Origin of the sequence: Clostridium sp. Cult1 (genome assembly GCF_021655095.1) — a bacterium.
Classification (GTDB): domain Bacteria; phylum Bacillota; class Clostridia; order Tissierellales; family Tepidimicrobiaceae; genus Schnuerera.
The window spans coordinates 760,922-784,862 of record NZ_PPXW01000001.1; the positions used below are offsets into that span (position 1 = coordinate 760,922).

General features: G+C 32.0%; 23 protein-coding genes, 1 tRNA gene and 2 other annotated features. Of the genes, 1 reads left to right on the plus strand and 23 read right to left on the minus strand.

All coding sequences use genetic code 11. From position 1 onward, the window contains the following. Nucleotides 1–137: 137 nt before the first annotated feature. From C3E89_RS03650 to C3E89_RS03715, 14 genes are all read right to left on the minus strand, one after another. Nucleotides 138–213 (minus strand) — tRNA-Thr (locus tag C3E89_RS03650). A 57-nt stretch (nt 214–270) separates the two neighbouring features. Then, on the minus strand, nt 271–888 hold the full coding sequence (sigH, locus tag C3E89_RS03655; protein ID WP_236913434.1) for an RNA polymerase sporulation sigma factor SigH: 618 nt from the start codon (nt 886–888) through the stop codon (nt 271–273). Between the two features lie 110 nt (nt 889–998). Further along, a complete protein-coding gene (locus C3E89_RS03660) occupies nt 999–1,532 on the minus strand; it encodes an NYN domain-containing protein (RefSeq protein ID WP_236911135.1) in 534 nt (177 codons plus the stop codon). Then, nucleotides 1,513–2,262, minus strand: coding sequence for a 23S rRNA (guanosine(2251)-2'-O)-methyltransferase RlmB (gene rlmB / locus C3E89_RS03665; RefSeq protein WP_236911136.1), 750 nt, complete (start codon nt 2,260–2,262; stop codon nt 1,513–1,515). The genes C3E89_RS03660 and rlmB overlap by 20 nt, the downstream gene beginning before the upstream one ends. A 35-nt stretch (nt 2,263–2,297) precedes the next feature. Next, entirely contained in the window at nt 2,298–3,056 is a 759-nt protein-coding gene (gene thyX, locus C3E89_RS03670) for an FAD-dependent thymidylate synthase (protein WP_236911137.1), read from the minus strand. Between the two features lie 25 nt (nt 3,057–3,081). Then, nucleotides 3,082–3,447, minus strand: a complete 366-nt coding sequence (locus C3E89_RS03675) for a Mini-ribonuclease 3 (RefSeq protein ID WP_236911138.1) — start codon at nt 3,445–3,447, stop codon at nt 3,082–3,084. 69 nt (nt 3,448–3,516) lie between these two features. After that, nucleotides 3,517–4,914 (minus strand): cysteine--tRNA ligase, encoded by a 1,398-nt coding sequence (gene cysS, locus C3E89_RS03680; RefSeq protein ID WP_236911139.1) that lies wholly within the window; start codon nt 4,912–4,914, stop codon nt 3,517–3,519. Between the two features lie 113 nt (nt 4,915–5,027). After that, nucleotides 5,028–5,241 (minus strand) — a binding site (T-box leader). Between the two features lie 65 nt (nt 5,242–5,306). Beyond that, nucleotides 5,307–6,788 (minus strand): glutamate--tRNA ligase, encoded by a 1,482-nt coding sequence (gene gltX, locus C3E89_RS03685; protein ID WP_236911140.1) that lies wholly within the window; start codon nt 6,786–6,788, stop codon nt 5,307–5,309. A 76-nt stretch (nt 6,789–6,864) separates the two neighbouring features. Further along, nucleotides 6,865–7,722 (minus strand): DUF1002 domain-containing protein, encoded by an 858-nt coding sequence (locus C3E89_RS03690; RefSeq protein WP_236911141.1) that lies wholly within the window; start codon nt 7,720–7,722, stop codon nt 6,865–6,867. A gap of 143 nt (nt 7,723–7,865) precedes the next feature. After that, the gene (locus tag C3E89_RS03695; RefSeq protein WP_236911142.1) at nt 7,866–9,590 is read right to left on the minus strand and encodes a proline--tRNA ligase; all 1,725 of its coding nucleotides are present in this window, start codon (nt 9,588–9,590) and stop codon (nt 7,866–7,868) included. Between the two features lie 92 nt (nt 9,591–9,682). Continuing rightward, nucleotides 9,683–9,890, minus strand: a binding site (T-box leader). A gap of 50 nt (nt 9,891–9,940) precedes the next feature. Further along, nucleotides 9,941–10,429, minus strand: a complete 489-nt coding sequence (ispF, locus tag C3E89_RS03700; protein WP_236911143.1) for a 2-C-methyl-D-erythritol 2,4-cyclodiphosphate synthase — start codon at nt 10,427–10,429, stop codon at nt 9,941–9,943. An 11-nt stretch (nt 10,430–10,440) separates the two neighbouring features. After that, the gene (gene ispD / locus C3E89_RS03705; protein WP_236911144.1) at nt 10,441–11,181 is read right to left on the minus strand and encodes a 2-C-methyl-D-erythritol 4-phosphate cytidylyltransferase; all 741 of its coding nucleotides are present in this window, start codon (nt 11,179–11,181) and stop codon (nt 10,441–10,443) included. A 107-nt stretch (nt 11,182–11,288) separates the two neighbouring features. After that, nucleotides 11,289–12,386 (minus strand): PIN/TRAM domain-containing protein, encoded by a 1,098-nt coding sequence (locus C3E89_RS03710; RefSeq protein WP_236911145.1) that lies wholly within the window; start codon nt 12,384–12,386, stop codon nt 11,289–11,291. A gap of 71 nt (nt 12,387–12,457) precedes the next feature. Then, complete coding sequence (locus C3E89_RS03715; RefSeq protein ID WP_236911146.1) at nt 12,458–12,940, minus strand: CarD family transcriptional regulator; 483 nt, start codon at nt 12,938–12,940, stop codon at nt 12,458–12,460. A gap of 213 nt (nt 12,941–13,153) precedes the next feature. Here C3E89_RS03715 and C3E89_RS03720 point away from each other — a divergent pair, with 213 nt between their 5' ends. Next, nucleotides 13,154–13,570: a DUF1573 domain-containing protein gene (locus C3E89_RS03720; protein WP_236911147.1), complete on the plus strand. Its 417-nt coding sequence runs from the start codon at nt 13,154–13,156 to the stop codon at nt 13,568–13,570. A gap of 53 nt (nt 13,571–13,623) precedes the next feature. On the opposite strand, the gene disA is transcribed toward C3E89_RS03720, so the two are convergent. From disA to C3E89_RS03765, 9 genes are all read right to left on the minus strand, one after another. Then, a complete protein-coding gene (gene disA / locus C3E89_RS03725; protein WP_236911148.1) occupies nt 13,624–14,667 on the minus strand; it encodes a DNA integrity scanning diadenylate cyclase DisA in 1,044 nt (347 codons plus the stop codon). A 101-nt stretch (nt 14,668–14,768) separates the two neighbouring features. After that, a complete protein-coding gene (gene radA / locus C3E89_RS03730; RefSeq protein ID WP_236911149.1) occupies nt 14,769–16,148 on the minus strand; it encodes a DNA repair protein RadA in 1,380 nt (459 codons plus the stop codon). A gap of 36 nt (nt 16,149–16,184) precedes the next feature. Continuing rightward, the gene (locus C3E89_RS03735; protein WP_236913435.1) at nt 16,185–18,617 is read right to left on the minus strand and encodes an ATP-dependent Clp protease ATP-binding subunit; all 2,433 of its coding nucleotides are present in this window, start codon (nt 18,615–18,617) and stop codon (nt 16,185–16,187) included. 21 nt (nt 18,618–18,638) lie between these two features. Continuing rightward, on the minus strand, nt 18,639–19,655 hold the full coding sequence (locus tag C3E89_RS03740; RefSeq protein ID WP_236911150.1) for a protein arginine kinase: 1,017 nt from the start codon (nt 19,653–19,655) through the stop codon (nt 18,639–18,641). A 3-nt stretch (nt 19,656–19,658) separates the two neighbouring features. Beyond that, nucleotides 19,659–20,174 (minus strand): UvrB/UvrC motif-containing protein, encoded by a 516-nt coding sequence (locus C3E89_RS03745; RefSeq protein WP_236911151.1) that lies wholly within the window; start codon nt 20,172–20,174, stop codon nt 19,659–19,661. 15 nt (nt 20,175–20,189) lie between these two features. After that, nucleotides 20,190–20,648 carry a CtsR family transcriptional regulator gene (locus tag C3E89_RS03750; protein ID WP_236911152.1) on the minus strand — a complete coding sequence of 153 codons (459 nt, stop codon included), beginning with the start codon at nt 20,646–20,648 and terminating at the stop codon, nt 20,190–20,192. A 215-nt stretch (nt 20,649–20,863) separates the two neighbouring features. After that, a complete protein-coding gene (gene fusA / locus C3E89_RS03755; RefSeq protein ID WP_236911153.1) occupies nt 20,864–22,927 on the minus strand; it encodes an elongation factor G in 2,064 nt (687 codons plus the stop codon). Nucleotides 22,928–23,131: 204 nt separating this feature from the next. Then, nucleotides 23,132–23,476 carry a hypothetical protein gene (locus tag C3E89_RS03760; protein ID WP_236911154.1) on the minus strand — a complete coding sequence of 115 codons (345 nt, stop codon included), beginning with the start codon at nt 23,474–23,476 and terminating at the stop codon, nt 23,132–23,134. A 53-nt stretch (nt 23,477–23,529) separates the two neighbouring features. Beyond that, nucleotides 23,530–23,850, minus strand: a complete 321-nt coding sequence (locus C3E89_RS03765) for a putative heavy metal-binding protein (RefSeq protein ID WP_236911155.1) — start codon at nt 23,848–23,850, stop codon at nt 23,530–23,532. Nucleotides 23,851–23,941 lie beyond the last annotated feature (91 nt).

Genomic DNA, 23,941 nt, shown 5'->3' on the forward strand with positions numbered 1-23,941 from the left:
CGTGGTCTACGTGACCTATTGTTCCTATATTTACGTGAGGTTTAGTCCTTTCAAATTTTGCTTTTCCCATTTCCTATTCCTCCTTAATAATAATTATTACATAAGAAAACTCTTCCGGGTGTTTCCTTTTAAATTTTTGGAGCCCATGACCGGACTTGAACCGGTGACCTCTTGCTTACCATGCAAGTGCTCTACCTGCTGAGCTACATGGGCATCTAAAACCACTGTAACATATTTTACTACCAAGATATTTTATTGTCAATAGGTATTTTAATATTCTTTTAATTCTAAATATCTTTCAAGTTTACGTTTCACCCTTTGTAACGCATTATCAATGCTTTTTACATGCCTTTTCAATTCGTCGGCAATTTCTTGATAGGACTTCCCATCTAAATAAGCCATTAGCACTTCCCATTCTAAATCACTTAAAAGCTCAACAATTTTATTTTCCATAGAATATAGTTCTTCACTGCTAATTATTAATTCCTCTGGATCAGTAATTTTAGCGCCAGCTATTACATCTAATAATGTTCTGTCTGACTCTTCATCATATATAGGTTTATTCAGTGATATGTAGGAATTCAAAGGAATATGCTTTTGCCTAGTAGCAGTTTTTATTGCTGTAATAATTTGTCTGGTAATACAAAGCTCTGCAAAAGCCTTAAATGATGTAAGCTTGTCCCTTCTATAATCACGAGTTGCCTTATAAAGCCCTATCATTCCTTCTTGAATAATGTCTTCTTTGTCAGCTCCTACCAAAAAATAAGCCCTTGCTTTCACTCTAACAAAATTTTTATATTTGGTAATTAAGTATTCTAATGCTTGAGGATCGCCAGTTTTGGCCTCTTCTACAATATCTTCATCCTCCATATCTTCATAAATAGACATATCTAACTCATTGTATAATCCAAGCCCCACCAAGCATCCCCTCCAAAACAATGTTTGAAATATACCCCATAATTAACTAAATTATAATTAAATATTTCTCAATAGTCAAGTTATTCATTACTTTTTCGCCATTTATTGAGTTTTTTTAATATTTCTTCATCTAATCTACCTATGAATAAGTCGGTTTTATCCTTTTCCTTATTTTTCTTCTTCATTAATAAATTTCTTTGATTAGATATTTCTACCTCTAGTTCCCTAGCAGATATTCTTGTTCCTCCTCTTCCTAGCACTATTTGTTGTTCCATCCAATCCGAAGTAGCAACCCTAACCCGCTTTATCCTACCAATACTATCTAAAGTCTTTTCTATATATTGATCTGCCGTTTCATTCTCCTTTGTATATACAACCTCTACCCCCTTAACATTTTCTTTCTTTCCAGTGTTACCTTTTACCATATGTGCATCGAATACTACTATAACTTTAATGTCTGAGTAATGTTGATATTCAGCCATAGTCTCTATTAGTTCTTCTCTTGCTACCTCTAAGTTTAAACTACTCAATTCTCTGAGATTACTCCAAGAATTAATGATATTATAGCCATCAACGAAAAGATACTCTTTAAACTCATTGCCTTTTCTTTTCATAACCCTGTCTTACCACTTCATATATTAATATAGAGGCTGCATTAGATGCATTGAGAGAAGAAACTTTACCAAACATAGGTATTTTCAATAAAAAATCACATTTCTCTTTTACAAGTCTAGATATGCCTTTGCCTTCGCTTCCTATTACCAATGCAATGGATCCCTTTAAGTCTGTATTAAAATAGTATGATTCACCATCTACATCAGCTCCATATATCCATAGCCCTTTTTTCTTCAATTTTTCTATAGCATCAGAAAGATTGTTAACTTTCGCAATCATCATATGCTCTACTGCTCCAGCTGAACTTTTATATACTGTCGATGTTACGTGAGCCGCTCTTCTTTTAGGTATTATTATGCCATGAACACCTGCACATTCAGCAGTCCTAACTATGGCACCTAAATTGTGAGGATCTTCTATACCATCTAATATTAATATAAATGGAGCTTTCTCCTGTTTGTCTGCCTTTTTCAATATATCATCTATAGAAAAATAAACATAAGGCGTCACCAAAGCAGCAATCCCTTGATGAGAACCCCCTTGAGCTATCTGATCTAACTTATTTTTATCAACATATTGTATTAAAATATTTTTATCTTTTGCTATACCAACTATCTTATTGATAGAGCCTTTTAAATCACCTTTCAAAATAAATATTTTTTCAATTTCTTTTCCTGTTTTTAATACTTCTAAAACAGGATTTCTTCCAATTATATATTGTTCATCCATTCTTTACTCCCACTTTCATATTCTCCATTTTTGAATTAAATGCTTCCAAACCTATTCCTTACATCTACTATTTCCCCACAAGTCATATTCCCTTCTGGGCAAGAACCTTTTAAACAAGCAGGACCTGCATTTTTAAATAGAGTTGGATATGCTTTTTTTACGACCTTTAACATTTCCGTTGCTAATTGTCTTATTTCCCACTGTGCTCTATTACAAGTTCTAAGTTTAAAAAAATTTAATAGAGATCTGGCATTCATTGTAAAAACTATCTTAGTTTCACAAGCATTTGGAAATACATATCGAGCATCTTCTATTGCTTGTTTTTCGGATTTTTGTCTAGCTTCTTTTTCTTTAATACCTTTCTCTAAGTATTCCCTAAAATGTTTTTTAAATAAAATTTCAGTTATTTTGTTATAATACTGTTGATCTTTTTCCATAGCTTCTACAAATAATTTTTGCGCCTCTGGTTCTTCTGCAATGGAAGGAGGAATTATATATTCAAATTGTTCTAATTTTACATACCTTTGAGATTGCTGTGAATAGCTTCCAATTCTATGTCTTACAAGTTGATGGGTTAATGTCCTTGATACTCCTTCCACTCCAAAGGTAAAACTTATATGTTCTATAGGGGACTCATGTCCTAATTTTACTAGCATATCTAAAAACTTCTCCATGTTTTTATCATCTAAATTTTTCTCAATATCACTAATTCCTACAGGTGAGTAACATAATTTAGCTGCAGAAGCAATCAATTTTTCACCATCAGGTGTATACCTTAACAGTTCTACCTTCATTTTTTCCCCCTCTTTTTAGTTATAATCAATTATATATGGGAAGATGAACTATTTTATCAAACAGTTCCATCATCCTTTTGTCTTCCCCCATTAAATATAAATATCCTATCAAGGATTCAAAGCCAGTAGCATATTTATAATCTATTAATTCTGCATTTTTAGGAATTGATTTTGATTTTGCATTCCTTCCTCGTCTAACTAGGGCTTTTTCCTCTTCGGTTAATATGTCTCTTAAGGCATGAATAATATTTGACTGGGACTTAGCTTTAACATATTGGGTAGTTTCCTGATGTAGCATTTTTACTGGAATACCTTTATTTAACAGATAAGTCCTTACACATAATTCATATACCGCATCTCCAATATATGCTAATTGAAGGGGAGAGAGCATATTAATATCCTCTCCCTTTAGATTTCTGTTTATATTTCTGAAAGTATTCTTGTATTCATTTTCCATAGGCTAGATTCTTTTCCACTTCACTCCTTCTTGTGTATCTTCTAATATGATTCCTTTTTCCCTTAATTCTCCTCTAATCTGATCTGCTAATTGGTAGTTTTTTTCTTTTCTTGCTTGAGTCCTTTCTTTAATTAATCTTAATATTTCTTCCTCTAAAATCTCTTCTTTTTTAGATAAAATACCTAATATTTTAGATAACTCTACCAAATTATCATAGGTATATTGTATCACAAATTTAGGTGTTTGTTCGTTAAAATTAGTATTGGCTAATTTAACTACTTCAAATAAACTAGATATTGCATCAGCTGTATTTATATCATCTTCCATACTTGTGATGAAATTATCCTTATATTCATCAATTTTCTTTAGAATTTTCTTTTCTTCTTCACCTAATTTTCTATCTTCAGTCCTATTTATTAAATACTCTAAATTAGATTTTCCATTATAAAGCCTATCTAATCCATTTTTTAACTGTTCCATTACATCCCTGCTGAAGTTTATTGGATTCCTATAATGGGCAGATAGCAAGAAAAACCTTAAAACTTCTAAATCATATTCTTTAGCAATATCTCTTAATGTAAAAAAATTCCCTAAGGATTTTGACATTTTTTTATTATTTATGGTCAACATACCATTATGCAACCAATAATTAGCAAATGGTTTTCCTGTTAAAGTTTCAGATTGAGCAATTTCATTTTCATGATGAGGGAATTGTAAGTCTTCTCCTCCAGCATGGATATCTATAGTTTCACCTAGAAGAGTTCTTGCCATTACAGAACACTCAATATGCCATCCAGGTCTCCCTTCCCCCCAAGGACTATCCCAAGAAGGTTCTCCTTCCTTAGCTTTTTTCCATAATGCAAAATCCATAGGATTCCTTTTTTCTTCATTGATATCTACCCTAGCTCCAGATATCAAATCATCTATACTTTTTTTAGATAATTTTCCATAATCCTTAGCGCTATTTATATTAAAATACACATTCCCATTTACATTATAGGCTGCTCCTCTATTTATTAATCCTTCTATAAAATCAACCATAGATTGGATAAAATCTGTGGCTCTTGGGTGCATTGTCCTCTCTTCATATAAATTTAGTCCTTTTGCGTCTTCAATGAAAGCTTCTATATATTTTTCTGCAATTTGTTTTGCAGTTGTCCCTTCTTTATTGGCTCTATTAATAATTTTGTCGTCTATATCGGTAAAGTTTACAACATACTTTACATCATAGCCTTTATATATAAAGTATCTTCTTAAAGTATCAAATACTACCATTGGTCTTGCATTACCTACATGTATATAATCGTATACCGTAGGACCACATACATACATAGTTACTTCTTTTTCTCTTATGGATTTAAATTCTTCTTTTTTTCTCGTTAAGGTATTATATAGCTTCATTTATATCCTCCTTTCTCCAATTCACAGTTCACATATTGAGGTGGAGCTTTTGGACTTTTAATTGTGCATCGTATATTGTGGACTGTGTATCGATAAAAAAACCCGTCTCTACTTAAAGAGACGGCAAGTCCGCGGTTCCACTCTGTTTGGTTTAAACCCTACTTTATTACGTATAACGCCGTAAGCCGTCTCACCTTACTTAAAACTTTCAGGCAATAAGCTCCAAGGTGCATTTCAACTATAATTTAACCTTAAAGTTCCTTTCAGCCTATGAGAACTTTTCTCTTTTAGGTATTATAGTTTACTTGTCCTCCTCATCACTTTATGTTTATCCATTTACTTTAATTTTACTTTAACTTCATATAAGGTTCAAGTAGTTTTGATTTTAGGTATTATAGATAATGTTGTTTTACATATTCTATTCTGTCTATTATATTTTGTTTACCTAGTAGGAAGATTATGCTTATCAATTCTGGCCCATGAATATTCCCAGTTAAAGCAACTCTAGTAGGCATAAACAATTTTTTACCTTTTATTCCTGTACCTTTTTGTATTTTCTTCATTATGGTTTTAGCAAATTCTTCATCTACTTCCTCAATATTTTCCAGCTCTTGTTTAAAAGCGTTTAAAAGATCAGGTACATGGTCTTGTTTCAATACAGATAGGGCTTCGTCATCTTCTGGTTGTATTTCATTATTGAAAAAGATATCTACCTTATCTATTATTTCAGATACATTAGATAAATTTTCCTTCACAGTTTCTACCATGGTTTTTATCCAATCATATCTTTCTTCTACAAATTTATCGTCTATTAAATCGGCCTCTTTTAGATAAGGTATGGCTAATTTTGTTAGTTTATCTAAATCATAATTCCTAATATGATGTCCATTTACCCAGTCTAATTTATCTTTATCAAAAATTCCTCCGGTTTTAGACACTCTTTCAAAAGAAAACTTATCAATCAACTCTTCCATAGTAAGTATTTCCTCATTGTCTTCTGGGCTCCATCCAACTAAGGCCAAATAATTTATTAATCCTTCCGGAAGATAGCCTTTCTTCCTAAAATCCTCTACAGCCACATCACCATGACGTTTGCTTAGTTTTTTTCTCTCCTTATTGAGAACTGTAGGTAAATGAACATAGACTGGTTTTTCCCATCCAAAAACTTCATATAAATATACATGTTTAGGGGTAGACGGTAACCATTCTTCTCCTCTTACGATATGGGTAATGCCCATTAAATGATCATCTACTACTACTGCCATATGGTATGTCGGATATCCATCTGACTTTAACAACACTTGGTCGTCTATATCTTCCGTATTTATAGTAATAGTTCCCCTTACTAAATCTTCAAATTTAATATCCTCATTTGGAGGAAGTTTAAGTCTGACTACGTATTCTTCTCCGTTAGCAATCTTTTTCTTAGCTTCATCTATGCTTAAACTTCTACAAAGACCATCATATTTAGGTATAAGACCTTTTATCTTCTGTTCTTCCCTAACCTTATCCAATCTTTCCTTAGAACAGAAGCAGTAATAGGCATACCCTTTTTCAATCAACTCATCTACATATTTTTGGTAGATATCCAATCTTTCAGATTGAATATATGGTCCATATTCTCCTTTTTGTATTATCTTATCTTCTTCTACAAATACACCTTCATCATATTTAATACCTGCCCATTGAAGTGATTCAATTAAATTTTCAATAGCCCCTTCTACATATCTAGTTCTATCTGTATCTTCAATCCTCAATATAAATTTACCATTGTTATGTTTTGCAAATAAGTAATTATATAAAGCAGTCCTAAGTCCACCTATATGTAGATATCCTGTAGGACTTGGTGCAAACCTTAATCTAACTTCTTTCACAAATAGTGCCTCCTTCCATTTTAATCACTATTATATTATATATCAGCTAATTACGTGTGTAAACCTATCTTAAATCTTATCCAAATATTCTATTAAAAAAATTGGTTATTGCATCTAATATACGTTCCAAAACAGATTTTATTTCTATATTTTGTTCTGTTATTTTATCAATCTTTCCTGATATATCCTTAAGCTGCTCCTTAATCTCATCTATATTTAAATTTAATTTAGATATATTTTTCATAAGGGATACTATTTGATCTATTTGATCCGATGTCAATTCTATGCCTAGGTCCTGGCCCATTTGTTCTACAACCTTTTTTATAGAACCTTTGCTCTTAATATTATTATCAATTATATATATTTTAACATTATTAATTAGTTCTTGAGCCTTTTGTTGTCCAATCTCATTTCCTAGTGTGGCAGTTTTTGCTATCTCTTCACTAGCTATTTCCTTTTCTTTTTCAGTTATCTCCTCTCCCGTAATATCTTCAAAAGCTTTTATGACTCCTGTCAGAGCTGCCGTTCCTGAAACCTTAACAGGACTAGAAACTATTATTTTGGCATCTTTAACCCCAGCAGTTACTGAAGCATTCCTATACATATCATTGGTAACCCAAGTAATATTATGAGATTCAACTGTAATACCTTCTCCCTCTGGAAGTTTTTCTACATAAACAGAAGATATAGCCCTAGTACCAATAAGTTTATTATCAATATATTTCCCTAAATACTCTCTTTCCTCTTCATTTGTAATTTCGATTATCTTTACATTTTCATCTACATTAAAAAAGTTCAGCATTTCCCTTCTCTGTTCTGTAGATAAATTTTTCCCTAGGGCAACAACTATGTCTTCTCCTTTCTCATCAGCAAAAACTATAGATGATAAAGTTAAAATTATCGTTAGAAAAAAAATCAAGGTTTTCTTCCTCATTATTCTCCCTCCAAAATTAAAATAGATTCTTAAGATAGAATACCTTATTAACATGAATATTACAAGCTATTAGAATTATATACCCAAATTAGGAAAAATGAACAAAATAAAATAAGGCTGTAGGATAACAGCCTTATTTTATTTTATATTCTCAATCCTTCTTTTTTAAATGATTCCTTTATCTTATGAAATATATCATCTACTGAAATTTCAATTCTTTCATCTTCTTTTCTGAGGGAATATTCAACAATATTTTCATTAGCCTTTTTACCTACTGTAATTCGAATAGGTATACCAATCAAATCTCTGTCATTGAATTTGACACCAGCTCTTTCCTTTCTATCGTCTAATAATACTTCTAAGCCTTCATCTAGTAATTCTTTATATATCTTTTCTCCTAAACTTTTCTGTTCTTCATTTTTAACATTTATAATGGTAATTATCACATGGTATGGTGCTACAATTAATGGCCATATAATACCATTGTCATCATGATATTGCTCTACAATAGCTGCCATAGTCCTTGACACTCCAACTCCATAAGAGCCCATTACAAAAGGTTTTTCTTTTCCATCTTCATCAAGATAGGTTGCGCCTAAACTCGAACTATATTTAGTCCCTAGTTGGAATATGTTACCTACTTCAATCCCCCTATCCATAGAGAGAACCGCTCCACATTTTGGACAAATATCTCCCTCTTCAATTAATAATAAATCTTCAACTATTTCACCTTCGAAATCCCTACCATAGTTTACATTTTTTATATGATAATCTGTTTCATTTCCACCAACGATTAAATTTTTTGATTTAGTAATTCGAGAGTCTACTATAATTTTTACATCTTCCTTAAGTCCTACAGGCCCAGTAAAGCCTTTATTTGCTCCAGATATTTTTATTATAGTCTCTTCATCTGCCATCTCTAGCTCATGTTCCGGAACTTTTAAATAATTGCATAGTTTCGTTTCATTTAACTCCCTATCGCCTGGTATAATTACTACTACAGGTTCTCCTGATGCCAAATATACAAGAGCCTTCCCGAAATTCCTTTTTTCTATTTTGAAAAAATCTACTAAATCATCTATAGTTGTAGCATTAGGCGTATGAACCTTTTCCATTTCCTTTTGATCCTCAGCCTTTGGTTCAATATTATAAACAACCTTTGCCTTTTCATCAGTAGCTGCATAGTCACATTTATTACAATAAGCAACTAAGCCTTCGCCTGTTTCTGCCATAGCCATAAATTCATGGGATTCGTTCCCACCCATAGCCCCTGAATCTCCTTCAACAACTTTGTATTTCAGTCTTAATCTTGTAAAAATCTTATCATAAGCCTCCCACATTTCCCTGTAAGAATTCCTCATTCCTTCTTCATCTTTATCAAAACTATAGGCATCCTTCATAATGAACTCCCTAGCTCTTATTACTCCAAATCTAGGCCTTTTTTCATCCCTATATTTAGTTTGAATCTGATATAAATTTAATGGTAATTGCTTATAGGATTTAATTTCGTCTTTTATTAGTGATGTAAAATATTCTTCATGAGTTGGACCAAGACAGAATTCCCTATTATTTCTATCCTTTAACTTGAACATTTCTGGTCCAAAATTTTCCCACCTTCCACTAGCTTCCCATAATTCTCTAGGTTGGATTGCGGACATTAATAACTCTTGGGAGCCTGCATTATCCATTTCCTCTCTAACAATATTTTCTATTTTCTTTATTATTTTGTATCCAAGAGGTAGATATGAATATACTCCAGACACCAATTTCCGCATCATACCTGCCCTCAAGAGAAGTTTATGACTAGGTATCTCAGCTTCTGATGGTACTTCTCTTAATGTAGGCATATATAACTTTGACATTTTCATTTTTATTTCCTCCTTAAATATTATTCTTTTACGGACAGAAGTCCTACTTCTTATCTACTATTCACTATAAATAAAAACCTTTCATCTCCAAATATAGAGACGAAAGGTTTGCTTCCGCGGTACCACTCTAATAGACTTCTAAAGCCCTCTTAAAGTTTTAACGCAACTAACGTTTAAGCATACTTTCTTCTGCTTAAAGGCTCTAGGATGGGTTAGGTATTAAGGGGGTCAGAAATCTTCCACCTAACGATTTCCTCTCTTTGACCATTAATACTTACTATTTCCTATCATAGCTATATATTCAATTATTATTAATCATACTAAAACTTGAATTATATGTCAAATAGTTTTTATTCTAATTTACTATCAGAAAGCACTAGCAAACAGACACTTTGAGCACTAATACCTTCGCCTCTACCTTCAAACCCCAATTTTTCCGTAGTAGTGGCCTTAATATTTATACGCGATAGGGGGATCCTAAGGATTTTAGCCATATTTTTCTTCATATCTTCTATGTAGGGAGCCATTTTTGGTTCTTCTGCTATAATTACCCCATCTATATTCCCTATTCTATAATTTGACTGAGACATAATATTATAAACCCGTTCTAATAAAACTAAACTAGAAATATCTTTATATTGAATATCATCATCTGGAAAATGTTTCCCAATATCTCCCAGACCTAAAGCACCTAATATGCTATCCATAACAGCGTGTACTAAAACATCTGCATCTGAATGGCCTAGCAATCCTTTCTCACAAGGAATTTCAACACCGCCAATTATTAGTTTTCTCCCTTCTACCAACCTATGAACATCATACCCTATGCCTATTCTCATCTTTTATCATCCTATCTACTTTGTAATACAAATTCTTTTCTCTTAAAAACTATACTTTTATCCTTCAAAAGAGATTCAGCTACTATTAAATCTTCTGGAGTTGTTATCTTTATATTTTCATAGCTACCCATTACCATTTTAACATCTATTCCTAATCTTTCTACTAATGAACTATCGTCTGTACCAATAAAATTATCATTTATAGCCTTTTTATAACCTTCCATAATAATTTCTTTTTTAAAACATTGAGGAGTTTGGGCTGCCCATAGGAAATCTCTTTTAGGAGTACTATCTATATGATTATGATTTCCCACTATCTTTATAGTGTCCTTAACAGGTACTCCAATCACACATGCTCCATGTTTTATTGCCCCCTCTATTCCATCGACTATATTTTTAATGTTGACAAAAGGCCTTGCTCCATCATGGGATAAAACTATATTACATCTTTCATTTAAAGCTAATATGCCATTGTATACTGAATCTTGCCTTTCTTTTCCACCTCTCACAATCTTAGATACTTTATTAAATTTAAACCTTTTTACTATCTCTTTCCTACAGTATTCTATATCATCTTCTTTTGCAACAACTATTATTTCATCTACATATCTACATCTTTCAAATTTTCCTATGGTGTGAGCAAGTATAGGTTTATTATTTATAGAAATAAATTGCTTATTTATCTTAGATCCCATTCTATTACTCATTCCAGCAGCGGCGATTACAACAGAAATATAGTGATTTTCATACATATACTTCACCTCTTAAACATTATAGCATAGATAAGATGAAGATCAAACGATTTATATATTTATATTTCCTAAAAATGCACAAAATATAAGGACCAATAAAATTGGTCCTATACTGCTTTATCTACAATTGTTTTAGGTTTAGCAAATATCATCCTGCCTGCAGATGTCTGAAGAACACTAGTTACCAACACATCTATAGTCTCTCCAATATGCTTTTTACCACTTTCTACTACTATCATGGTACCATCATCTAAATAAGCTAAACCTTGCCCTGATTCTTTACCATCTTTTATAACTTGAACCACCATTTCTTCTCCTGGTAAAACTACTGGTTTAACAGCATTGGCTAATTCATTAATATTTAAAACGCTAATGCCCTGTACTTCAGCTACTTTATTTAAATTATAATCATTTGTAATAATCTTTCCTTTTAATAATTGGGTAAGTTTCAACAGTTTAGAGTCTACTTCCTTAACATCCTCAAATTTTTTGTCATGAATAATTACTTCTACATCTAATTCCTTCTGTATTTTGTTTAAAATATCCAGTCCTCTCCTACCCCTATTTCTTTTTAGAGCATCTGAAGAGTCAGCTATATGTTGAAGTTCTTCTAATACAAATTCTGGTATAACTAAAGGCCCTTCAATAAAACCAGTTTTGCAAATATCTGCAATTCTTCCATCAATGATTACACTGGTATCTAGTATTTTAGGGCAAGACCTGCAATCTGACTTCAGTTTATCTTTTCCAAAACCTTTACGGAAACTCCCGATAGTGTTTGAAAAATCATCTTTCTTTCTAGTAGGAACTTTTATCCCTAAGTAACCAAATATTATATAAAGAACTATTGATATAGCAACACCTAAATAAGGAATCTCAAGTTTATAAAAAGGTTGGCTTAGTAAATATGCAATTATTAAACCAATAATAAGACCAACAGAGCCTAAAGCAATGTCATAGGCCGGAACTTTTTGAAGTTCAGTCTCAACAAACTGAATGATTACCCTTCCAACCTTCATAACCCTTGGAGATAGTAAGAAAAAAATAATTCCAAAAATCAAACTTATACCTAAATAAAACATTAAGCTTAACCAACCTTTATTTGACAGGTTTATTATTTCCAAAGCTATCAAACCTGCCACAATACCATATCCTACTAGTAATCCAACTAATGTAATAACACCTCTAATAATTTTATCAATCATTAGTTCACCTCCCTAAGTATATTTATTACCATTTAATCGAATAATATAACAAAAATTTTTTCATTTTAAAATTATGCTGAATTAATTGCTTCATTTATGAGTTTTTCAGTTTCTTCTTGATTTGAATCAACTACTAAAACAATTTCACTTATGAGCATTTGTTTTGCACTATTTAACATTTTTCGTTCACCTGTAGAAAGAGATTTTTCAGCGTCTCTTAACATTAAATTCCTAACTACAGATGCAATTTCAAATATATCTCCCGACTTTATTTTTTCCATATTTATCCTATAACGTCTATTCCAATTTTGGGGCATTTTGGTTCTATCTCCTTTTAAAATGTTTAATACCTTTTCCAAGTCATCATTATTGATTATCTCTCTGATTCCAATTTCTTCTACATTATCCACAGGTATCATTACTTTCATATCCCCTATTGGCATTCGCATTATATAATATTTTCTTTTTTCTCCTAAAATTTCTTTTTCTTCTATTCCTTCTATTATTCCCGCCCCATGCATAGGATAAACAACTTTATCTCCAATATTAAACATGTAACAACCTCCTATCATACTGCTTCTCATTATATTATACAATAATAATTAAAGGTTGTAAAGATTATATTCTACCATAGTCATATTTCGCTTGTCAACTATTTATTTTTAATTTTACTTTTAAAAATAATTGCTAGAATTATTTGACAACAACTTGTCCTTGTCAGTATAATAAAAACATAAACAATAATCATTTGACAGGGGTGGAACTATATGGACAGAAACACAGTAAGCATTGATAAAAACGTTAGTTGTGATGATTTTCAAGCTCAAGTAGAAGATGTGCTTATTAGACATAGAAGTATTCTTGATATAATTACTAAATTAAATGAATATACTTCCAGAATTGACAGGGCTGTAGTAAAATCTGTCACTTATTGCGGTTGTATTGAAATTCATGCTACAAAGCAAGATTATAATAGAGAATCACTAGAAGAAATCAAAAACAATATGCAAAATCATGTAAAAGGAAATTTATGCCCTAGCTGTAAAGAAGTTTTGGAAGAAGAAATAGGAGCCTATATTTTCTATTTATCTGCCCTATGTAACGCTTTGAATATAAACTTATCAGAAGCAATATTAAAAGAATATGGAAACATGAAGACATTAGGGATTTTTAGTCTCAAATAATGCTAAATATATTAGGCTAGATATATTTTATATTCTAGCCTTTTGTATTAGTATTATAAAAATTGGCTTTTAATCCTTTTTAAACCTTCCATTATATTGATAGTTCTTACTTCTCCTACTCCTTCAACTAAACCTAATTGGTAAGAACTAGCATCCATAATGTTCTTTAAAGAACCAAAGGTAAATATTAGATTTTCTAAAACATTAGAAGGAATTCTTGGTATTTTGCTAATTACTCTATAGCCTTTAGGTTCTACTTTAATATCTAATGTATCCAATCCTTTATTATAGCCAAGTGTATTGGCAATTAAATTTAGATTTAGTAATTCTCGAGAATTAAAACTATTAATTTCTTTAATTACAGTAATATAATCTTTATGTTCATTGTTTATATAATCTTTTATTAAGTTAATCCTATCGTCATTTACCCCATTCATAAGCTCTACAACTTGCATGTTAAGCAGTCTCCCTTCAGTTCCCAATTCGGAAATATACATATTTATTTCATTGCCTATTCGCCAAACCATCTCTATCTTTTGAATCGCATTGGTTACATCATAAAGAGTTGCCATATTTTTAAATTCTAAAGATGTTAAATTGAATATTACCTGTTTCAATGCATCTTTATATTTCTCTAAAGTTTGAACTGCCTGATTAGCTTTACTCAGTATTTCACCAATATCTTTCAATACATATTTATAGTTTGATTTATAAAGAGTTATTACTTCTCTTCTTTTAGATATAGCAATTACTAGGGCTCCTGTTTGCTTTGCAACCCTTTCCGCTGTTTTATGACGAGTTCCCGTTTCATTTGATGGTATATACTGACAAGGAAAAAGCTGTGCATTAGCATACAAAATTTTCCTACAGTCATTACTTAATATAATTGCACCATCCATTTTGGCCAATTCATAAATATGGGCAGGACTATATTCACAATTAATATAGAATCCTCCATGGGTAATATTTGAAATTTCCTTTGTGTTCCCCATAACTATTAGGGCTCCGGTTTTAGAATTTATTATATTATCTAGCCCATCTCTTAATTGAGTTCCTGGGGCCACCATTTTTAAAGTATTTAATAGATCCGAACTCATACAGATGCCTCCAAATCCTTATACTGTAAGATATTATATGGAGAATTTTACATTCTAATACTAAAAAAAGACTATATACAATAAAAGTATATAGCCCTTATCTAACTAAAAACATGATTTATTACTTCCTGCAAGGTCTTTAACCCTATTACCTCAATACCTTCCCATTTCATATTTGGTTTTATTCCATCTTTATAAGTATATACTTTTCTATAACCCATTCTATCTAATTCTTTTATTCTAGCTTCTATAGAAGGAACTCGTTTTAATTCTCCAGTAAGACCTACATCTGCAATAAACACTACATCACTAGGTATTCCTTTATCTCTTACTGAAGATACTATACTCATTATTATAGCTAAATTAACAGATTGCTCGCTTAATCTCAATCCTCCTGTAGTCTTTATAACCACATTTTTATCATATAAACTTATCTTACCTCTTTGTTCGAGTATTGATATTAGAGTGCTTAGCTGATCTTTTCTTAAACAATCTCCTATTCTAGCAGGATAAGGAGTGAAGGAATGGGATACTAAACTCTCTATTTCAACAATTATTAACCTTGATCCTTCTTTTATGACGGATAATGCACTACCTGGAACTATTTCATTCTGTTTACGACTTGTTAAAAAGAATTCAGATGGATTATCTATGGGTACCATCCCTTTTTCCTCCATAGCAAATAACCCAATCTCTCCTGTAGGTCCAAACCTGTTCTTAGTAGCCATTAAAGTTCTTAATTCCTCATCACTTTCTCCTTCTAAATATATGACAGTATCAACTAAATGTTCCAGTGTTCTAAGTCCAGCCATCTCATTAGCCTTAGTCATATGCCCCACCATTATTACAGCTCTTGGCCTATTTTTATTTTTTGCCATATCTACTAGTGCATTAGCACATTCTATAGTTTGAATCGGGGAACCTGCTCTTGAATTAAACTCATCCAATTTAAAGGTTTGAATACTATCAATAATTACTAAATCCGCATCAATAGTATCAATTGTTTGCAGAACATTGTCCATACTGATATCAGATAAAATCCAAATATCCTTTGGAATTTCATCTAAAATTCTATTAGCTCTATTCTTTATTTGAGTTTCACTTTCTTCACCAGATGCATACAATACTTTAAAACCTTTTTGGGCAATGTCCTTCGCTATTTCTAATAATAAAGTAGATTTTCCAGCTCCAGGTCTAGCAGTCAGTATAGTTACGGAATCTTTTATTATACCACCGCCTAATACCCTGTTGAATTCATCTATACTCGTTACTATTCTTTGTCCATTATCTACATCTATTGTAGAAAGTTTTATAGGAGATATTCCTTCAACTTTCCGATTTTGCTTTTTATTATCTGATTTTTTATGGTCTATAAGGACCTCGTCAAAGCTATTCCAAGAACCACATTCAGAACAGCGTCCCATCCATCTTATACTTTCATTTCCACATTGAGAACATCTATATATAATCTTTTTCTTCATGTTTTCCTCCTAAGATATGTAGGAAGAACCCATAGTTTAAACTACAGGTTCTTTGTCAAATATTAATTTATCGTCTTTAAAATCAATCAATATATTATCTTCTTTTGAAACCTTTCCCTTTAATATTTCTTCTGCTAGCTGATCTTCTATCATCTTAGTTATGGTTCTTTCAAGAGGTCTAGCTCCATATACCGGGTCAAATCCTTCTCTGCTTATATGGTCTATTATCTTATCTGTAACTTTAATATTTATATTTAGTTTCTTCATTCTCTTCTCTAGATCTTTAATCATTATACTTACAATTTTTCTTACATCTTCTTCTTTTAAAGAATGGAATACAATTACTTCATCTATTCTGTTTAAAAATTCAGGTCTAAAGGTTCTTTTAAGCTCTTCCATAATGCTTTCCTTCATCTTTTCATATTCTTCTTTATCCTCTTGAGTACCTATTGAAAAACCTAATACGTTTTGCTTCTTAATAGTTGTAGCACCCACATTAGATGTCATTATTATTACCGTGTTTTTAAAGTCAACAGTTCGCCCTTTTGAGTCAGTTAGTCTACCATCATCTAATATCTGTAATAATATATTGAATACATCTGGATGGGCTTTTTCAATTTCATCAAATAATACTACAGAATATGGCTTTCTTCTAACGGCTTCAGTTAATTGTCCTCCTTCATCATAACCTACATATCCCGGAGGAGAACCTACCAATCTTGATACCGAGTGTTTCTCCATATATTCACTCATATCGATCCTTATCATTGATTCCTCGTCCCCGAATAAAGTTTCAGCCAATGCTTTAGCTAAGTAAGTTTTACCAACACCTGTAGGTCCAACAAATATAAATGTACCTACTGGTTTTTTTGGATCTTTTAACCCTACTCTTGCACGTCTAACTGCATTAGACACAGCTTCTACTGCTTGTTCCTGTCCCACTACCTTTTCATGTAATACTTCTTCAAGGTCTAGAAGCCTTTGAGTTTCTTCTGTAGTCATTTTGCTTACTGGAACTCCAGTCCAGTTAGATACAACACGGGCTATCTCATCATATCCTACTACCATATTAGATGTTTGTTTTTCTTTCTCCCATCGATTCTTCTCTTTTTCTAATTCTTTTTTGATTTTCTTTTCTTCATCTCGTATTTTAGCTGCCTTTTCAAAATTTTGTGTGTTTATAGCTTCTTCTTTTTCTTGGGATAATTCTTCTAACCTTTCTTCTAAATCCTTCAATCCATCAGGAGCAATATAAGAGTTTATCCTGATCATAGAAGCGGCCTCGTCTATTAAATCAATAGCCTTATCTGGCAAGAACCTATCTGTAATATATCTGCTTGACAATTCTGCTGCTGCCTTTAAAGCTTCATCAGAAATTTCAACTCTATGATGAGCTTCATATCTATCCCTTAATCCTTCTAGTATTTTAATAGTATCCTCTACTGTAGGCTCTTCAACCATAATAGGCTGGAACCTTCTTTCTAAAGCCGAGTCTTTTTCTATATGTTTTCTATATTCATCTATGGTGGTAGCCCCTATTACTTGAAGTTCTCCTCTTGCCAGAACCGGTTTTAAAATGTTAGAGGCATCTATTGCTCCTTCTGCAGCTCCAGCACCAATTATGGTATGGAGTTCGTCAATAAACAGTATTACATCGCCAGATTCTTTTAGCTCCTTCATTACAGATTTTAACCTTTCTTCAAATTCACCTCTATATTTAGCTCCTGCAAGCATTCCAGGTAAATCTAAAGTTACTACTCTTTTATCTTTTATTATCTCTGGAACCTGACCTTCTACTATTTTTTGAGCTAAACCTTCTGCTATGGCAGTCTTACCTACCCCAGGCTCTCCAATTAATACCGGATTATTTTTTGTTCTTCTACTTAATATTTGAATTACCCTTTCAATTTCCTTTGATCTTCCTATAACTGGATCAATTTTTCCATCAACTGAAAGTTTAGTTAAATCCCTTCCATATTTATCAAGATTAGGGGTGTTTCCTTTACCTCCCTCTGGTGATGATGTTGATTTATTTATACCATCAGATAATACACTTAGGATACCCTGTCTTAATTTTAATGTATCAACACCTAGTTTCTTCAATATAGCTACAGCTACTCCTTCACTTTCCTCTAATAACCCCAATAGTATATGCTCAGTACCTACATAGTTATGCCCCAAATTCCTAGCTTCCAAAAAGCTTAATTCAAAGATCCTTTTAGTCCTAGGGGTAAACCCCATTATATCTGCATCATAACTTCCCTCTCCTATAGCCTTTACAACTTCATTTCTAACGGTTTCTAAGTCTACACCCATTTTCCCAAGTGATGTAGCCGCAACTCCTTCTCCTTCTGCAAGTAATCCTAATAATATGTGCTCTGTTCCTACGTAATTATGACGCAATCTTTTTGCTTCTTCTTGAGCTAACAATATGGCTTTTTGAGCTCTTTCAGTAAATCTTCCAAACATTGCCATTTTATCCCTCCTATTCTATATTCTTTCTCTAATAAAATTAGCTCTTATTATATTTCTTTCCTCCTGGGTTAATTCCTTATTCGCATATTTTTGAATAGAAGCTGGCTGAACTTCAATCATCAGCTTAGTAATATCCTTAAACCCTATATCATCGATTATACCCATTTCTATACCCAATCTCACATTAGAAAGAAGTCTCATTGCCTCTTTAGACGTTATGTTTCTAGAATATTTTAATATGCCTAGAGACCTAAAGACCCTATCTTCTGTTTGATTTTTTCTGTTTTCTAGTAAATTATTTCTAACATTCCTTTCTTTATCTAGAATTTGATATATTATATTTTTTAGCTTCCTTATTATTTGATCTTCTCCTTCCCCCAAAGTTATTTGATTGGATATTTGAAATAAGTTGCCTACTGCTTCCGTTCCTTCTCCATAAAGTCCTCTTACAGTCAACCCAATTTTATTTAAACCATTTATCAAATTATTAATATAACCTGTTATAGATAAAGAAGGTAAATGAACCATTACGGAAGCTCTAAGTCCTGTTCCTACATTGGTAGGACAAGCCGTTAAATATCCGAACTCTTGGTGAAAAGCGTAATCTAAAGAACTTTCTAAAAAATCATCTATTTCATTGCTAGTCTTCCAACCTTCTTCAAAATTTAAACCAGGGAGTAGAACCTGTATTCGCAAATGATCTTCTTCATTTATCATTATAGTAATATTTTCATCATCCCTTATTAAAAAGCTACTATAATCTGGTTTTTGTATTAGTCCTGGACTTATCAAATGCTCTTCTATAGAAACTACTCTTTCTAAAGGAGTCAAATTGTTTATCCTAATAAATTTATAATTTATATTGCTGGGAAGGTCTTTCATTACATTCAAAATTTTTTGGGTAAGCTTTTCAGATTCCTCTATATTCATTTTTTGCGGAAATCTAAAATCTTTTAAATTTCTAGCTAATCTGACTCTTGTGCTAACCACCACATCTTCATCAAAACCAGTTCCTTCAACCCATTTTACCATTCCCTATTCCTCCTTTTGACTGTCTAATTCATTCTCCAATTTCTTGATTTTGTCTCTCAATATTGCTGCTTCTTCAAAAGCTTCCTGTGATACAAGTTTACTCATTTCCCTTCTAAGTCGAGCTATTTCCCTTTCTTGGGCAAGAGTTTTATTAGTCCTTTTTGGCACTTTTCCCATATGTTTATTATGACCATGGATGCCTTTAAATAAAGGAGCTAAGTTTGATTGAAATGTATCATAGCATTGAGAACACCCAAATTTCCCTGTTTGTCTAAATTGAGCATAACTTAATCCGCAAAAAGGACAAATAAATTCACCAATTTCCTCTCTTTTTGTTTCACCTTGAAGACTATCAATTAGTCCCGTCAATAGCTTATGAAATGAAAAAGTAGAATCAAATTCAAACTCATTGTTATCCTTAGCACATTCATCACACATATGCAATTCCTCTATTTCACCATTTATTATTTTAGTATAATGGACTGTAGCATCTTTTTTGTTACAAACTTGACATAACATACTGACACCTCCCAATCATCTAATAAGAATAAGAAGCATATTCTTAAGTATATCTGCTCGTAAATTATTTCTACCTGCAGTTACATTGGCTAAAGCAGTATCCTCTATAGCTGCCTTCATCAACATTTCTTCCCTTTTTGAAATTACCTTCTCTTCTCTTAAGCCTTCAATTAAGTGATATGCCTTATTTTTAGTTATGGAATCTCCTATTACATTAATAATTAAATTCCCCATATCTTGATCCTCTTCTATACCTACTTTCATTATCTTTATATAACCACCTCCGCCTCTTCTGCTCTCAATATAGTATCCTTTATAAGGAGTAAATCTAGTAGTTAACACATAGTTTATTTGGGAAGGTGCACAACCGAATTGTTCGGCTAACTCATTCCTACCTATTTCTATTATTCCATTTTCTGCTTCCTCTAACATTTCTTTTATAAATCTTTCAATAATATTACTTATTCGTGGCAAAGTATCACTCCCTTGACTTTGACTTTCTTTGTCCTTCAATATATATTATATATTTTTTTTCAATATTTTCAACATCTTATCTCAAAAATAATAAATAAAGCATAGATAAGAAAGTATATATATTTGTTATACCCAGAATAAATATTAATATTACGCAATTGTTTTAATTAAAATAAAAAAGTTCGATTATTACAATCGAACTTTTTCTCATTAATCTATTCTTTTTCGGCTTTTGCCTCTTCTATTATTTTTTCTGCAATATTGGATGGAACTTCATCATATCTAATGAATTCCATAGTAAAGCTTCCTCTAGCTTGGGTCATACTTCTTAAATCTATAGCATACTCAAATAATTCAGCTTGTGGTGCTTCTGCTATAACTAGCTGAGAACCATCTGGTTGAGGTTCCATACCTAGAATTCTACCTCTACGTTTATTCATATCTCCCATTACATCACCCATATAATCTTCAGGGATCAATACTTCTACTTTCATAATAGGTTCTAATAATATTGGTTTAGCTTCCTCCATACCTTTCTTAAAAGCAAGGGAAGCTGCTATTTTAAACGCCATCTCATTAGAATCTACTGGATGATAAGAACCGTCAAATAATGTAGCTTTTAAGTTTACTACAGGATATCCTGCAAGTACTCCTTCCTCTAAAGATTCCCTTAATCCTTTCTCTACTGCAGGGAAGAAGTTTCTTGGAACTGCTCCTCCAAATACTTCTTCTTCAAAGACGAATTCTTCATCTGTAGGTTCAAACCTTATATGAACATCACCATATTGTCCAGCTCCACCAGATTGTTTCTTGTGTTTCCCTTGTACACTAGATGTGCCTTTTATAGTTTCTCTATAGGCAACCTTTGGATTAATTAAATTAACTTCAACACCAAAGGTATTTTTCAATTTGTCAATTATAACTGCCAATTGCATATTGCCTTGACCGCCTATTAATAATTGTTTCGTTTCCGCATTTCTTTCTACTACAAAGGTTGGATCTTCTTCTGTTAACCTATGCAAAGATGTCCCTATCTTTTCTTCATCCCCTTTAGCCTTAGGTTCTACCGCTAAAAATAATGTTGGTTGTGGGTATTCTATCCTATCGTATAAGGTTGGATCAGATTTATAGCTGATACTATCTCCTGTCTGAGTTGATTGTAGTTTTGATGTAGCTCCAATATCTCCAGCTACTATTTCCGATACTTCTATTTGATTTTTACCTCTAAGTACAAATAATCCACCTAGTTTTTCAGTTTTATCCTTACTGACATTATATATGTCCTGATCTTTTGTAATCTTGCCCGACAATACTTTAAATAAAGATAATTTTCCTACAAATGGGTCTACAATAGTCTTGAATACTATAGCTGAAAATGGTTCATTTACCTCTACTTTTCTTTCAACTTTTTCTTCCCCTTTATAGCCAATATTTGGACCAACCTCTGTTGGTTTTGGTATATAATTTTTAGCTACATTTAATAATATATCAATTCCAATAGAATTTTCCGCTGAACCAACTAGTAAAGGTACCAAATCTCCATTAGCAACTGCAAGTTTTAGCCCTTTTCTAATTTCTTCAATAGTAAACTCTTCACCTTCAAAGTATTTTTCCATTAGTTCTTCATCTGTTTCAGCAACTTTTTCCATTAGTGATTCTTTTATTGATTCAATTTCTCCTTGAATTTCTGCTGGTATGTCTATTTGCTTAGCATCTTTTCCTGTATATTCAAAAGCTGTTTCATCAATTATATTTACCAATCCTTTAAAACTTTCAGCTTGCCCAATAGGTAAAGTAAAAGGCACTACCTTATCCCCAAACTGTCCTTGAATATCATTTAAAACTTTCTCAAAATTAACGTTTTCTTTATCCATTTTATTCAAGAATATAATTCTTGGGGTATTGTTTTTCTCTGCAAGTTTCCATGATTTCTCTGTTCCTACTTCTACGCCTGAGGAAGCATCTACAAGTAATATAGCGCCTTCACTTGCCCTTAGAGCGCCGTACATTTCTCCTACGAAATCAAAATATCCAGGAGTATCTAAAAAATTATATTTAATACCATTTAACTCCACAGGAATTACAGCTGTACCAATTGAGACTTTTCTTGCAATTTCTTCCTTATCAAAATCTGATACAGTATTTCCATCATCTACCTTACCTTGTCTTTTGGTTATGCCTGCAACATATAGTACTGCTTCCGTTAAAGTTGTCTTTCCACTACCACTATGTCCTATTAAGCTTAGGTTTCTAATTTCATCAGTTTGATATACTTTCATGAATACCTTTCCCCCTTAACCAGCGTTTTATTATTTATATTCAAAGATTTTATATTATAAAACCTTTCAAATCGAAAAATCATTACAACTATCCTTTTAGATTATATCATGAAACTGCTAATTGTCATAGTGTTTTTTATTGTCAGAAAAATTATTCATAATATATTACAAATTTTTCATATAATGGGAAAGGTTTTATTAGGTTTAAAAAGCTAATATAGATACTAATAATACGACGCCAACCAAAACCATAAATATTAAAAATCTGTAACTCTCATTTATTAAATCCATATCACTTTTCCCTATCTCAATCGTTCTTCTTGTGGGTTTAGAACGGTTATATACATAATTAGACGGCAAACTACGACCGCCAATTACTGAGAACCCTCCAATAGATATAACTATTAAAGCAGCATATTCTAATAGAACTTTAAATTCTTTATCTAGAATATTACTTAATATAAATGTTAATGCCATAATAATTATTGCCGTGATTATTACTCTTATTACATACCTTGTTAAACCCCTTATAACTGATTTGCTTTTCATGGAATACCTCTTTCTACTTTCAAATACTGGGACGGTTCTTTTTATTTAAATTATTATTCAACAACTACTGCTGTTCCAGAAGCAGTTACCATAATCATGTTCCCGCCTTGGCCTAATACTTCATAGTCTATGTCCACTCCTACAACAGCATTTGCTCCCAATTTTGATGCTCTATGTTCCATTTCCCTTATAGCATTTTCTCTTGCCTCAATTAATTCACCTTCATAAGATTTCGAACGACCACCAAAAAAATTAGATAATCCTGCTGCAAAATCCTTGATAAAATCTACCCCTGAAACCACTTCACCAAAAACGATTCCTTTGTACTCTATTATCCTTTTACCTTCGATATTAGGCGTTGTTGTCGATATCATTAAAAACGGCCTCCTTCTTTATATTTTATTAATCTTATAATACATTGTATCATAAATTAATAAGCTAAAATATGAGTGATTATAATATTCA